Genomic DNA, 13,277 nt, shown 5'->3' with positions numbered 1-13,277 from the left:
TTAATATGCTTAATATGCTTAATATGCTTAATATACTTAAATATATTTAATCCGCTACTGAATAAAGCCAAAGAATAAATTTAGAATATTCGCTCAGGATTATGGAAGCAACATGACAACAAAATTGAAAGCTTCATGGTCGATGGCTTACTCCACATTGCCGAAGATATACTCATAAAAAAATAAACCAATGAATGAAAAGCAAGTTGGCAATGTCATTAATAAAATTCATCAACTTTTACCGAAACCGCCACATTCCTGCTTACCACATAAGATGATGATTAATAAAGCTTTAGAACAAAAATGCCCAGTCTTAGCCAACATCAGTATTGCACGTGAAAAGCGTAAGATAAAACATCCCTAATTAAAAATTAAAAAACCAGAGTAATGCTCTGGCTTTTGTAACAGGTACGACCCTATTCTATTATCGATGGGTATGAATCGACATCACAATACCCATACTCGCCAACATTGAAATTACAGCCGAACCACCATAACTCATCAGCGGCAATGGATCACCGGTGACAGGTAAAATACCGCTCGCCATTCCCGAGTTTAAAAATACAAAGAAAAAGAACGTCAATCCAATGGTTCCGGCAAATAAACGACCAAAATTATGGAAGCTATTCAAGCCAATCATCAAGCAACGGATAATAATGGCGGAAAAAAGACTAAATAATAAAAACACCCCAATAAAGCCATATTCTTCAGCATAGGCTGACATAATAAAGTCAGTATGATGCTCTGGTAAGTAGCCAAGATGCGACTGCGTCCCTGTCAAATATCCTTTACCGGTTAAACCGCCCGAACCAATGGCAATTTTCGACTGAATAATATTCCAACCTGCCCCCAATGCATCAGACTCTGGATCAAATAAAGTTAGAATCCGTTTCTTTTGATAGGTTTGTAATAAAAACATCCAGATTAATGGTGCGGCAACTGCCAACGCCGTCAATGCACCTAAAATTAAACGCCATGACATCCCGCAAAGAAATAAAGCAAAAATACCAGGAATAATGAGTCCAATATTCAAGTCAGGTTGCAAAGCCACCAACACAAAAGGAAACATCATTAACATCAGTCCAATGACAATCTGAACAAATGTGGGAGGAAAAGCACGACGAGAAAAAAACCAAGCCATCATTAACGGCATGGCAAATTTCATAATCTCGCTGGGCTGCATACTGCCTATACCCGGGAGGGTAAGCCAACGCTTGGCACCCAAGCGGGTATCACCAATAATCAGTACCAGCACCAGCAGCACAATGCCCAATATATAAAAATAGGGACTTGCTGCCTGATAGACTTTTGGTGGAATCTGGGCACATAAAAACATGATAATAAAGCCGACACCAAAGCTTGTAGCTTGACGAATGACCATGCTGCTGTCTTGCATGGTTGCACTATAAACGACCATCAACCCCAATGCTGAATTCAATAAAAGAAAACAAAGTAGCCAAGGATCTAAATGTAATCTAGCCCATCTGGAGGAATCATGCTTAATGCTTCTACCATCACGTAAAGAGTGACGTAAAAAACGATACTGGGATGATGGTATCATTTGAAATATTTGAGTGTTTAAATGCGATGGCAAAGTATAAATTTAAAGCCAGCCAGATAATACATCTGACATCAATTTTATTTTATTTTTGTACTGTTAAAATCAATTTTGCGAGTTCCAAATCATCTGAATAGGTTATTTTGATATTGTCTGACCGACCTTGCACCACTTTTACCGACTCACCTACATACTCCAAGGCACTGGATTCATCAGTAATGGTGACACCATCTTGCAATGCTTGTTCAATAGCATGTTTTAAAATACCCAACTTTGAAATTTGCGGGGTCTGGGCTTGCCATAAATTATCACGGCTTACGGTTTTATTAATATTATTAGATTTTTCAACAAATTTTAAAGTATCACGTACAGGAATAGCTAAAATCGCACTACAGTTTTCTTGTATTGCAGTCTTCACTAAACGATTTAAGCAATCTTGGGTGACACAAGGACGTGCAGCATCATGCACAAAGACCAAGTCATCCTTTGATGCAATCTGACTTAAATAAGTCAAAGCATTTAGAACAGAATGAACCCGCTCTGCCCCACCAACACAAAAATGAGCTTTATCCGGCTGAGTAAAATTTAATGTTTTCGCCACCGAGTCATCTTCACTGATCGCCAACACATAACCCGACAAAGGCAAATCATTCAACCGGCTTACCGTATGCTCTAACACAGTTTCACCTTGAATCATTTGATACTGTTTAAGTTCAGTTTTAGAAAAACGACTTCCAGAACCTGCAGCAGGAATAACCGCCCAAATTTTATGGCGCATTTGCTGTTGAAGCTCCGGTAGCATCTTCATTTGTTCTTAAGTCAACTTTGGCATTTGGATCGATATAAATCGGTTTATAGTGGGTACCAATTGTACTCATTTGCACAAAAGTTTCACGCGGCTTGATCAAACCCAGATCTAAACGTGCATGTTCTTCAATGGCTTCAATCCCATTTTTTAAATCATAGACTTCGGCAGCCAACACACGATTACGTTCTTTTAATTCCGTATTTGTGGCTGTTTGTTGTTGAATTTTTTGGGCTAATTTTTGATGGTCATGATAACCACCTTCACCAAACCAGAATAAGTACTGAAACCCTGCGATCAAAATGATCGCAAGGCCCAATAATACTTTACTCACAGCGGAGTTAAATATACTTAGCATAAATTGCATTAGTCGCTTAGTTCAAACCTTTGAATTCAGCTTTACCGCGATATGCAGCATGAGTCAATTCTTCAATACGAAGCAATTGGTTATATTTAGCAACACGGTCAGAACGGCAAAGTGAACCGGTCTTGATTTGACCCGCTGCCGTACCTACGGCCAAGTCAGCAATTGTAGAATCTTCAGTTTCACCTGAACGGTGTGAAATCACAGTAGAGTAACCATTTGCTTTCGCAAGATAGATTGCATCTAAAGTTTCGCTCAAGGTACCGATTTGGTTATATTTGATTAAAATCGAGTTACCGACTTTCTCATTAATACCACGTTGTAAAATCTTAGGATTTGTAACAAACAAATCATCACCAACCAACTGGATTTTATCGCCCAGAATTGAAGTCAGGTAAGACCAGCCTTCCCAATCCGACTCGTCCAAACCATCTTCAATTGAGATAATTGGGTATTGCTTAACCAGACCCGCTAAATAGTCAGAGAACTGGTTGCTGGTAAATGCTTTGTTGCCTTCGCCTGCAAGAATGTATTGACCATTTTTGTAGAATTCTGAAGAGGCACAGTCCAGTGCAAGCATGATGTCAGAACCTGCTTTGTAGCCAGTTTGACCAATCGCTTCAAGAATTACAGTAATTGCTTCTTCGTTAGAACGAAGGTTTGGTGCAAAACCGCCTTCATCACCAACTGCTGTATTTAAACCCTGTTTCTTTAATACTGATTTTAAAGAATGGAAGATTTCAGCACCGGCACGCAATGCTTCAGAGAATGAAGTGAAGCCCACAGGCTCAATCATAAACTCTTGAATATCTACATTATTGTCTGCATGTGAACCACCATTGATGATGTTCATCATTGGTACAGGCATCGTTAAAATGGTTTGACCACGAAGATCTGCGATATATTGAAAAAGAGGAATTTTCTTTTCATCAGCAGCAGCGCGAGCAGCAGCCAAAGACACCGCTAAAGTTGCATTTGCACCTAATTTTTCTTTGTTTTCAGTACCGTCTAAAGCGATCATCGTGTTGTCGATGTCTTTTTGTTCGAATACTGATTTACCAACGAGAGCATCACGGATTAAAGTGTTTACGTTGTTAACCGCAGTTTTAACACCCTTACCTAAATAACGCGCTTTGTCGCCATCACGAAGTTCTAAAGCTTCACGAGAACCAGTTGAAGCACCAGATGGTGCACATGCACGGCCAACCACGCCAGATTCTAAGATTACGTCTGCTTCGATGGTTGGGTTACCACGAGAGTCCAAAATTTCACGTGCACGAATGTCAACGATTTGACTCATGAACAATTCCTCAGTTGATTGAATAACTAGATGCTATCTAAAGCATCAATGAGTATCTAACTTTTTGAATCCTTTAACCAAAGTATCCAATTCTTTTAATTGCGCCAAGAACGGCTCAAGCTGTGACATACGCAGTGCGCATGGACCGTCACATTTGGCATGTTCTGGATCTGGATGTGCTTCCAGGAATAAACCCGCCAAACCAGTTGCCATACCCGCACGCGCAAGCGTAGTGATTTGCGCACGGCGTCCCCCTGCAGAATCTGCACGGCCGCCTGGAGTTTGCAGCGCATGGGTGACATCAAAGAACACAGGGACATCCATTTCTTTCATGATATCGAAGCCCAGCATGTCTACAACCAAGTTGTTATAGCCAAAAGCAGAACCGCGTTCACAAATAATCAGCTTGTCGTTTCCAGCTTCCAGACACTTATGCAAAATATGACGCATTTCATGTGGAGCAAGGAATTGTGCTTTTTTGATGTTAATAATGGCATCAGTTTTTGCTATGGCTTCCACCAGATCAGTCTGACGACTCAAAAATGCAGGAAGCTGAATAATATCAGCCACTTCAGCAACAGGTGCAGCTTGGTAAGGCTCATGTACATCAGTAATGATCGGTACATTGAAATGTTTTTTAATGTCCGCTAACCACTCAAGACCTTTTTCCAGACCGGGGCCACGGAAAGAGTTCAAGCTAGAGCGATTGGCCTTATCAAAACTTGCCTTAAATACATACGGGATATCTAAACGTGTGCAGATATCAACATAAGTTTCAGCAATTTCAAAAGCTAAGTCTTTAGATTCAAGTACATTCATTCCGCCGAATAATACAAATGGCAAGTGGTTTGCCATTTGTATATCGCCTAAACGTACAATTTCTTGTGGTTTTAATTGCGACATTATTTAAACTTTCCTAGTTTATTCCTAGACCAATATTATTTAGTTTTTTTGATACTGTTTTTTAGCAGCGTCAATAAAGCTAGCAAATAATGGATGTCCATCACGTGGAGAACTTGTAAATTCCGGGTGGAATTGTACAGCAATAAACCAAGGATGTTGAGGAATTTCAACTGTTTCTACTAGATGTTGCACGGGTGAATAACCTGAAATTTTCATGCCATTTTCTTCAAGCACAGGAATATAACGGTTGTTCATTTCGTAGCGGTGACGGTGACGTTCAATAATGTCCGCGCTACCATACACTTCACGTGTTTTTGTCCCTTCAACCAGTTCTGATTTTTGAGCACCCAAACGCATGGTGCCACCAAGATCAGATTCAACACTGCGTTGTTGAACTTCGCCGCGCTCATCTAACCATTCAGTAATCAAACCAATGAGTGGCGATTTAGTTGAACGGTTAAATTCGGTAGAGGTTGCATCAGCAATACCGGCAACGTTACGTGCATATTCAATCACTGCAAGTTGCATACCCAGACAAATACCCAAGAATGGTACTTGGTTTTCCCGGGCAAACTGAATCGCTTTCATTTTGCCTTCAGTACCACGTTCACCGAAACCACCTGGAACCAAAATTGCATCAGCATCTTTCAACACTTCATTCACATCTTGGCTTTCAAGTTCTTCAGCATTGACATAATCAATTTGAACTTTAACGCGGTTTTTAACCCCAGCATGTAAAAGTGCTTCATTTACAGATTTATAGGCATCTGGAAGTTCAACGTATTTACCGACCATCGCTACACGAACTGTATATTCAGGATTAAATAATGCTTCAACGACATTATCCCAGTCTGAAAGATCAGCTTCTGGCAAATCGTTATAACCAAAACGTTCACAAATTAAATCATCAACATTTTGTTCATAGAAAGTACGTGGAATTTGATAAATTGAACGCGCATCTTTGCAAACAACTACAGCACGCGCCTGAACGTTAGTGAACAAGGCAATTTTACGGATTGTGTCTGCATCAACATCATATTCTGTACGACAGATCAAAATATCTGGCTGAATACCAATCGACAAAAGTTCTTTTACAGAGTGCTGCGTTGGTTTGGTTTTAAGTTCAGCAGCAGATTTAATATATGGCAACAATGTCAAATGCATCAGCATAGTACGGTTATGACCAAGCTCAACCATTAACTGACGAACAGATTCCATGAATGGGAGAGATTCAATGTCACCTACTGTGCCGCCAATTTCAACAATCGCAACGTCATAGCCTTCACCTGCGCGAAGAACACGTTCTTTAATATTATCCGTAATATGTGGAATAACCTGAACAGTACCACCCAGGTAATCACCACGACGTTCTTTATTGAGTACGTCTTGATAAACACGACCTGAGGTGAAATTATTCAGTTTGGTCATTTTCGCACGACGCAAGAAACGTTCGTAATAACCCAAATCTAGGTCAGTTTCAGCACCATCCTCTGTGACAAAAACTTCACCATGTTGGAAAGGACTCATTGTCCCTGGATCGACATTAATGTATGGATCCATTTTGACCATGGTTACTTTTAAACCACGGGCTTCTAAAAGTGCAGCAACTGAAGCAGCTGAAATACCTTTACCTAGTGATGAAACTACACCACCAGTCACGAAAATAAAATGGGTCATTGGGTTTCTCGTACAATCGAGCCTAAATCGGCCTGCAATGTTGCGCAATTTTACTTTACTCTGTACCTATAAAGCAAAGTCATTCCGCATCAATTCAAAGAACAATAAACAATTGGCTATTCTATCAGCATTTCCGATAAAAAATTAGAGGTACTAGAGAGGATTTTTATATTCGCATTTGCTGTTATAATGCTGGCATCCTATTAATGCTTTGTTTTGTGCAATTATGAATAAAAAAATTTTGATTTGTGGCGCTATTGCAGCAAGTTTATTATTGACAGCGTGTGTAAAAAAAGAAGCACCGAAAGAAGATGAGCAAGAAAAAGTTGAGACAACTCAACAAACTGAACAAGTGAATGAACCTGTTCAGTTACAACCATTAGATTCAGCTGAAAACACACAAACTGAAACTCCTGAACAGGTTCAAATTGAACGCCAAGAAACTGCGAATACGACAACTGTTATTCGCCGCGAAGTACGTGAAACTCTTCAACAAACTGCCGCTGATGCAACTCCAAAACCGGAAGCGCCTAAAGCTGCAGCACCAAAGCCTGAAGCACCTAAAGCTGAAGAAAAACCAACTCAAGCAACACCATCAAAATCAAATTCTGCTAATCAGTCTGAAGATGATGCGGTTGCTGCTGCAATTGCTGCTGCAACGCCTGCGCTTGAAAACTAAGTTAAATTTTAGTTTACATGCAAAAAACCCAGTGATTTTACTGGGTTTTTTTATTGGATGATTCATGCATATTGGATCACTCTGGATGACAATTTAATTTTAATCCCAAAAAAATAATACTGCTAAAAATAGAAACCACGCTATTCATTTGAAATGAAAAAATGAATTAAAAAATTTAAAACTTAATACCTCTTACTCTACTGCAACACCAGAGCCTAGTGGTATTTGAGTTAAAATACAGATAACTTTTAGGGTTTTTAATAATGTTAAAAAAATGTTGTGACCTACTTGAACAACATCAATTAAAGATTGCTTTTATTGAAAGCGCCAGCTCTGGCTACCTTTCCAGTCAATTTTCTATTTATAAAAATAGCGGTGCAGAAATTTTGCTGGGTGGACTGGTCAGTTATGATCAAACTATTAAAATTGATCGCCTAAAGATTAATACTGAGCTTATAGAAAAATAATTGACCGAATCTACCGAAGTCATAGAGGCCATGGCAATCCATGGAAACAAGCGATTTAATCACGCAAAATAATATTATCGCTTGTACCGGCCTACCCAAACTTGGTGGTAGCTTAACAAAAACAAAACCTGAAGGTGCATTTTTCGCCTCAATTTCATACTTAAATAAAATGCATAACTTTTATTATTTTATTGATGGAACGCCTGTACATAAGCTTTCTGTCTTAATCCAGCATATTGCAGCAGAAATCATCAAACTCATTGAGGTAGCTTAGTTATGTGGAAATTGAAAACTTTTATATTTAGTTTAATCATGCTCCCCTGCACCAGTTTTGCCACTGTTGGAGGACCTCAAAATGTAGAATTTTTAGGTTACGATGCCAAAGACCAAAAAGTCTATCTACTCAAACACTATGAAGATGGTCGTGGTCGTCTGCCACAACTTTATTATTATCAATTTAAAAATAATAAGCAGCCTGAGAAACTCATTCAGGTCAATTCACTTTATATCCATCCTAAAACCAAGAAGATTGATTACGATCAAGAGAGCACTCAATTCAATAAAGATATTTTAAAAATTAAAAAAAGATTAACACCCTTAATTGCTGTAAATAAAGCTTCTGCTAACGTTCAAATCTTGAAGAAAACACGTGTACAAAAATCGGTAAACTCTGGGTTGGATGGTTTTATCACCGAATATCAGTATCGTTATAAAGTCGTTACACCGCAATTAAGTAGTCTGCAACATATAGCTAAAGCCTATAAACCCAACTTGAATATTTCCCAAGCATTCAAAATTCCGCAACATAATAAAATCGTTGTTGCGGTTAAATACCTTGGGATTCCTTTTGAAACCGGCTACACCATTGAAGATCCAGTTTTACTGACACTTAAAAAATAAAAATCTAAAAAGATCTCAAAAATAAAGCCTCCGAAGAGGCTTTATGACATTTTTGGTAAATTTATGCTGCAGTACGATCTGCAATCGGCACCACTTTGCGTAATTCAGGACCGGTATAATCTGCACTTGGGCGAATAATACGGTTGTCCGCACGCTGCTCCATCACATGTGCAGCCCAACCTGTTACCCGACTCATCACAAAGATTGGCGTGAACAGTTTGGTTGGAATGTCCATAAAATGATATGCAGATGCATGGAAGAAGTCCGCATTACAGAATAATTTCTTCTCACGCCACATCACTTCTTCACAGCGTACAGATACCGGATAAAGTACCGTATCACCTACGTCTTTTGCTAAACGCTCAGACCAGATTTTAATGATGTCATTACGTGGGTCATTGTCTTTGTAGATTGCATGACCAAAGCCCATGATTTTTTCTTTACGCTCAAGCTTGCCAAGCATTTCACGCTCAGCTTCGTCAGCTGATGTCCAGTTCTCAATCATTTCCATGGCTGCTTCATTTGCACCACCATGCAATGGACCACGCAATGAACCGATTGCACCGGTGATACATGAATGCATATCAGATAATGTTGAAGCGCATACACGTGCAGTAAATGTTGAAGCGTTAAATTCATGCTCCGCATACAGAATAAGCGATACATTCATCACTTGTTCATGCAACTCATTTGGCTTTTCACCACGAAGTAAATGCAGGAATTGCGCACCGATTGAGTCATCATCCGTATTTTCTTCAATACGCACACCATCATGGCTAAAACGATACCAATAGCAAATAATTGCAGGCAAAGTCGCTAAAATACGGTCTGCAACATCTTGCTGTTCATCAAAAGATTTTTCTGTTTCCAAGTTACCGAGCATCGAAACACCGGTACGCATCACATCCATGGGATGTGAATCAGCTGGAATACGTTCTAAAACTTCTTTCAATGCGGGTGGAATCGCACGTAAAGATTTTAATTTGGTTTTATAAGCTGCAAGCTGTTCTGCTGTTGGCAATTCACCAAAGAAAATCAGGTAAGCGACTTCTTCAAATTGACAGTTTTCAGCCAGATCTTGCACGTCATATCCACGATAAGTTAAGCCTGCTCCGCTCTTACCCACTGTTGATAGTGCTGTTTTACCTGCTACTTGTCCACGCAATCCCGCGCCTGTGAGTACTTTTCCTTCAGCCATTTTTTTAATTCTCCATCTTCAATCAATTATTTATTTGAACAATTTATCTAATGTATTTTCAAAGGTATGATAATCAAGGAATTCGTAAAGTTCTTTACGTTGTTGCATCTTGTCCAATACATTAACTTGCGTGCCATTTTCACGAATTGAGCGCATCACTTCCAATGCTGCTTTTTGCATTGCACGTGTTGCAGACAGTGGATAGAGCACCATGCTGATGCCTTGTTCACCCAATTCATCTACCGTGTAATAAGGTGTATCGCCAAATTCAGTAATGTTTGCCAATACCGGAACACCCACTGCATCACAGACTGTGCGATACATGGTAATGTCCGTCATTGCTTCAGCAAAAATAGCATCTGCCCCGGCTTCAACACAGGCACAGGCACGGTCAATAACCGCCTGCAAACCTTCTTTTTGCAAGGCATCTGTACGTGCCATCACCACAAAGTTTGAGTCAGTTTTAGCATCTACCGCAGCTTTAATACGATCAACCATTTCTTGCTGGGTGACGATTTCCTTATTCGGACGGTGACCACAACGTTTTTGTGCAACCTGGTCTTCAATATGAACTGCGGCGGCACCTGCAGCAATCATTTGTTTAACTGTACGAGCGATATTAAATGCACCGCCCCAACCTGTATCAATATCCACCAACAATGGGGTATCTACACGTTCAGTAATACGACGAACATCTTCAAGAACATTGTCTAAACTGGTCATCCCTAAATCAGGTAAACCATAAGAATAATTGGCAACACCTGCACCAGAGACATAAATGGCTTTATAACCTACTTCCTTCGCCATCATGGCTGCATAGGCATTTACTGTGCCGATAATTTGTAATGGTTTTTCCACTTCCAGTGCTTGTCTAAATCTTAAGCCTGCAGACATTTGTTCTGTCATATTCCTTTCCACAGTTTTCACTTTACTTATCGAAATCCGAGTATATCCATAAACATCTTCATATCTATGACTATTTAGAACTTATACTCTAAAACTTTAGTCAAGTATTCACCAAACACATAGTATTATTTCCATTTTTCATAATTGTAGTTCAACAAGACAAAACCTTTATTTTAAGAAATGTGCGCATATTTTTGCTATCATTGCAAATGTTTTCATTTGTTTGACTATTGATGCTATAAGCCATATGCACGAACTCGCTCAGTTAGAACCCCTAGGTCGCGACATGCCACAAACCAAACGTGGTCATGAACGATGTCTAGCGCTTTTGCTTAGTGCAAATGCGCTATTTCTAGAGAGGGGTTATGATGCGGTATCTTTAGATGACATCGTCAATCATGCTGGCGGCTCCAAGGCATCGATCTATAAGTTTTTTGGCAATAAAGACGGCTTGTTTACTGCTATTTGTGATTATCGCCGTGAGCAATTTTTTAAGGACATCTGCCTGCCATTTGAACAAGATAAAGACAATTTAAGATACTACCTGATTAATACCCTGCTTAATTTTCACCATCATTTATTACAACCAGAAAATGCAGCATTTATGCGACTGGTTTTAGAACGTACCCAGCATAGTTCAGAACTTGCCGAGTATATTCATGAACAAGGGCCGAAACATATTCAAACTGCTATTGCTTGTGCTTTAGAAAAGGCGCATAACACTGGTCTATTAAAATGCGAAAATCCTATTTACTCTGCCCAATTCTATTTTGGTATTTTACGAAATCTAGAATGGCGAGTGTTAATGGGTATTCCAATCCAAGAAAATGATCAGGAAACGCTCAAATACATTCAATATTGCGTCGATCGCTTCTTGGAAGGCCATCAAAAAGTCTAGTTTTTTTGCAATTCGGTCTGCTTATAGTATATTAATCGATTCCCTTTTCACTTAACCAACCAACAACTAATTGTTGTTTTGTTTTCTATTCAGCAATTATTGTGGAGTAACCATGGCTCTACGTCACTTTCTGACCTTACGCGATTTATCGACTTTAGAACTTAACCAAATTTTGCAGCGCGCGATTGAACTTAAACGCAAGCAACACAGCAATGAGGTGTTCCAACCTTTTGTCGGTAAAGTTATGGGCATGATTTTTGAAAAATCGAGTACCCGCACACGTGTTTCGTTTGAAGCAGGTATGAGTCAATTCGGTGGTAGTGCAATTTTCCTCTCTTCTCGCGATACTCAATTGGGTCGTGGTGAGCCGATCGAAGATTCTGCACGCGTGATTTCAAGCATGCTTGATATTATTATGATCCGTACTTTTGGTCATGACATCGTAGAACGCTTTGCTTCTTATTCAAAAGTACCCATCATCAATGCCTTGACTGATGATCATCACCCTTGCCAGCTGCTTGCCGACATGCAAACTTATCTAGAACAGCGTGGTTCTATTGAAGGAAAAACAGTGGCATGGATTGGTGATGGCAACAATATGTGCAACTCTTATATTGAAGCAGCCCATATGTGGGGCTTTAAATTAAAAGTCGCGTCACCTAAAGGCTATGAACCCCAAGAGAAATTCTTGTCTGAATTTGCTCATTGCGTAGAACTGGTTGACTCAGCTGAAGATGCAGCTGTTAATGCTAACCTGATCGTGACTGACGTTTGGGCTAGTATGGGCCAGGAAGAAGAGCAGAAAATTCGTGAAAAAGCATTTGCTGATTTTCAGATAAATGAAAAACTCATGGATTTAGCGCATCCAGATTGCCTATTCATGCACTGCTTGCCTGCTCACCGTGGTGAAGAAATTTCTGAAAATATGCTTGACCATAAAAATGCCGTAGTGTGGGATGAAGCAGAAAACCGCTTACATGCTCAAAAAGCTTTGGTTGAATTTTTACTCAATGAAAATTTAAAGAAAGACTAATTGATTAGAAAAACCTTATAAAACTAAGCACCTTCGGGTGCTTTTTTTACACTCAAATAAGTATAATAAATCCATAAATTTTATAAGTAATTATAACCATGTCTTTTAAAAAAATCGTTTTATGCCTAAGCAGTTTACTTTTAATCGATACAGCACAAGCCAAAGCCACAGAACTCGACCAATATCTAGTCAAAAAACAGATAATCGACCAAACTTATAAAATTAAAGACACCAAAGCATTGAATGAAATTTTAGATGTCATCAGTGATGAAGACTCGCGCACCATGCCCTATCAAGTCGATCAAAACATACTGATTGAACAATTGCGTTTCTATGCCGATCATATAGATCTTCAAGGCATTATTACGACACCTGACTTTGGTCAATTTGCTGAAGATATAGGGGATAAAAAAGTAAAATACCTGATTAAACAAAATTTAATTCAAAATTGTCATTTATTATTTGAGCATGAATTCCAACGTATAAATCCATACCATGTGGCAATCAAGCTCAGTTCAAATGATAAGAATTATCAGCTGAAAATTAAAAATACCGAGTGCCAGTTTTAACTGGTCTATCTGATACGTTA

At 39.2% G+C, this 13,277-nt stretch carries 14 protein-coding genes and 1 pseudogene; 7 read left to right on the top strand and 8 right to left on the bottom strand.

Going from position 1 to position 13,277, the window contains the following annotated elements:
* Positions 1-190: 190 nt before the first annotated feature.
* Positions 191-364 carry a hypothetical protein gene (locus AY606_RS16065; protein WP_155858125.1) on the top strand — a complete coding sequence of 58 codons (174 nt, stop codon included), beginning with the start codon at positions 191-193 and terminating at the stop codon, positions 362-364.
* A gap of 60 nt (positions 365-424) precedes the next feature.
* Here the strand turns inward: AY606_RS16065 and rodA are convergent, their stop codons facing one another.
* From rodA to pyrG, 6 genes are all read right to left on the bottom strand, one after another.
* Positions 425-1,561, bottom strand: coding sequence for a rod shape-determining protein RodA (rodA, locus tag AY606_RS05295; RefSeq protein WP_067865817.1), 1,137 nt, complete (start codon positions 1,559-1,561; stop codon positions 425-427).
* Positions 1,562-1,643: 82 nt separating this feature from the next.
* On the bottom strand, positions 1,644-2,336 hold the full coding sequence (ispD, locus tag AY606_RS05290; protein WP_502692111.1) for a 2-C-methyl-D-erythritol 4-phosphate cytidylyltransferase: 693 nt from the start codon (positions 2,334-2,336) through the stop codon (positions 1,644-1,646).
* Positions 2,326-2,721, bottom strand: coding sequence for a cell division protein FtsB (gene ftsB / locus AY606_RS05285; protein WP_067866602.1), 396 nt, complete (start codon positions 2,719-2,721; stop codon positions 2,326-2,328). The genes ispD and ftsB overlap by 11 nt, the downstream gene beginning before the upstream one ends.
* 16 nt (positions 2,722-2,737) lie before the next feature.
* Positions 2,738-4,027: a phosphopyruvate hydratase gene (gene eno, locus AY606_RS05280; RefSeq protein WP_067865813.1), complete on the bottom strand. Its 1,290-nt coding sequence runs from the start codon at positions 4,025-4,027 to the stop codon at positions 2,738-2,740.
* A 45-nt stretch (positions 4,028-4,072) separates the two neighbouring features.
* Positions 4,073-4,930, bottom strand: coding sequence for a 3-deoxy-8-phosphooctulonate synthase (gene kdsA, locus AY606_RS05275; RefSeq protein WP_067865810.1), 858 nt, complete (start codon positions 4,928-4,930; stop codon positions 4,073-4,075).
* Positions 4,931-4,969: 39 nt separating this feature from the next.
* Positions 4,970-6,607, bottom strand: a complete 1,638-nt coding sequence (pyrG, locus tag AY606_RS05270) for a CTP synthase (RefSeq protein ID WP_067865807.1) — start codon at positions 6,605-6,607, stop codon at positions 4,970-4,972.
* A gap of 226 nt (positions 6,608-6,833) precedes the next feature.
* On the opposite strand from pyrG, the gene AY606_RS05265 reads away from it, so the two are divergent.
* From AY606_RS05265 to AY606_RS05255, 3 genes and pseudogenes are all read left to right on the top strand, one after another.
* On the top strand, positions 6,834-7,286 hold the full coding sequence (locus tag AY606_RS05265; protein ID WP_067865804.1) for an internalin: 453 nt from the start codon (positions 6,834-6,836) through the stop codon (positions 7,284-7,286).
* 263 nt (positions 7,287-7,549) lie between these two features.
* A pseudogene (locus tag AY606_RS05260) lies at positions 7,550-8,027 on the top strand (CinA family protein).
* Positions 8,028-8,029: 2 nt separating this feature from the next.
* Entirely contained in the window at positions 8,030-8,653 is a 624-nt protein-coding gene (locus AY606_RS05255) for an aminotransferase (protein WP_067865801.1), read from the top strand.
* 61 nt (positions 8,654-8,714) lie between these two features.
* Here the strand turns inward: AY606_RS05255 and prpC are convergent, their stop codons facing one another.
* Together prpC and prpB are read right to left on the bottom strand one after the other, a co-directional pair.
* On the bottom strand, positions 8,715-9,851 hold the full coding sequence (prpC, locus tag AY606_RS05250; RefSeq protein WP_067865798.1) for a bifunctional 2-methylcitrate synthase/citrate synthase: 1,137 nt from the start codon (positions 9,849-9,851) through the stop codon (positions 8,715-8,717).
* A gap of 30 nt (positions 9,852-9,881) precedes the next feature.
* Complete coding sequence (prpB, locus tag AY606_RS05245) at positions 9,882-10,757, bottom strand: methylisocitrate lyase (RefSeq protein WP_067865795.1); 876 nt, start codon at positions 10,755-10,757, stop codon at positions 9,882-9,884.
* Positions 10,758-11,004: 247 nt separating this feature from the next.
* Here prpB and AY606_RS05240 point away from each other — a divergent pair, with 247 nt between their 5' ends.
* The 3 genes from AY606_RS05240 to AY606_RS05230 all read left to right on the top strand — a co-directional run bounded on the left by AY606_RS05240 (position 11,005) and on the right by AY606_RS05230 (position 13,257).
* The gene (locus AY606_RS05240; protein WP_067865792.1) at positions 11,005-11,655 is read left to right on the top strand and encodes a TetR/AcrR family transcriptional regulator; all 651 of its coding nucleotides are present in this window, start codon (positions 11,005-11,007) and stop codon (positions 11,653-11,655) included.
* A 112-nt stretch (positions 11,656-11,767) separates the two neighbouring features.
* The gene (argF, locus tag AY606_RS05235) at positions 11,768-12,688 is read left to right on the top strand and encodes an ornithine carbamoyltransferase (protein WP_067865788.1); all 921 of its coding nucleotides are present in this window, start codon (positions 11,768-11,770) and stop codon (positions 12,686-12,688) included.
* A gap of 98 nt (positions 12,689-12,786) precedes the next feature.
* The gene (locus AY606_RS05230; protein WP_067865785.1) at positions 12,787-13,257 is read left to right on the top strand and encodes a hypothetical protein; all 471 of its coding nucleotides are present in this window, start codon (positions 12,787-12,789) and stop codon (positions 13,255-13,257) included.
* The last annotated feature ends 20 nt before the right edge of the window (positions 13,258-13,277 follow it).

The sequence above is a fragment of the Acinetobacter sp. SFB genome, assembly GCF_001647545.1.
Classification (GTDB): domain Bacteria; phylum Pseudomonadota; class Gammaproteobacteria; order Pseudomonadales; family Moraxellaceae; genus Acinetobacter.
Note: the sequence above shows the minus strand (reverse complement) of the source record. Positions and strands in the feature narration are given on the sequence as shown.

Excerpts from the sequence above, each read along its gene's own strand:
- AY606_RS05240 (WP_067865792.1), top strand. The coding sequence starts at position 11,005 with ATGCACGAACTCGCTCAGTTAGAACCCCTAGGTCGCGACATGCCACAA.
- AY606_RS05265 (WP_067865804.1), top strand. The coding sequence starts at position 6,834 with ATGAATAAAAAAATTTTGATTTGTGGCGCTATTGCAGCAAGTTTATTA.
- pyrG (WP_067865807.1), bottom strand. The coding sequence starts at position 6,607 with ATGACCCATTTTATTTTCGTGACTGGTGGTGTAGTTTCATCACTAGGT.
- argF (WP_067865788.1), top strand. The coding sequence starts at position 11,768 with ATGGCTCTACGTCACTTTCTGACCTTACGCGATTTATCGACTTTAGAA.
- AY606_RS16065 (WP_155858125.1), top strand. The coding sequence starts at position 191 with ATGAATGAAAAGCAAGTTGGCAATGTCATTAATAAAATTCATCAACTT.
- prpC (WP_067865798.1), bottom strand. The coding sequence starts at position 9,851 with ATGGCTGAAGGAAAAGTACTCACAGGCGCGGGATTGCGTGGACAAGTA.
- AY606_RS05230 (WP_067865785.1), top strand. The coding sequence starts at position 12,787 with ATGTCTTTTAAAAAAATCGTTTTATGCCTAAGCAGTTTACTTTTAATC.
- prpB (WP_067865795.1), bottom strand. The coding sequence starts at position 10,757 with ATGACAGAACAAATGTCTGCAGGCTTAAGATTTAGACAAGCACTGGAA.
- rodA (WP_067865817.1), bottom strand. The coding sequence starts at position 1,561 with ATGATACCATCATCCCAGTATCGTTTTTTACGTCACTCTTTACGTGAT.
- kdsA (WP_067865810.1), bottom strand. The coding sequence starts at position 4,930 with ATGTCGCAATTAAAACCACAAGAAATTGTACGTTTAGGCGATATACAA.
- ispD (WP_502692111.1), bottom strand. The coding sequence starts at position 2,336 with ATGCGCCATAAAATTTGGGCGGTTATTCCTGCTGCAGGTTCTGGAAGT.
- eno (WP_067865813.1), bottom strand. The coding sequence starts at position 4,027 with ATGAGTCAAATCGTTGACATTCGTGCACGTGAAATTTTGGACTCTCGT.
- ftsB (WP_067866602.1), bottom strand. The coding sequence starts at position 2,721 with ATGCTAAGTATATTTAACTCCGCTGTGAGTAAAGTATTATTGGGCCTT.
- AY606_RS05255 (WP_067865801.1), top strand. The coding sequence starts at position 8,030 with ATGTGGAAATTGAAAACTTTTATATTTAGTTTAATCATGCTCCCCTGC.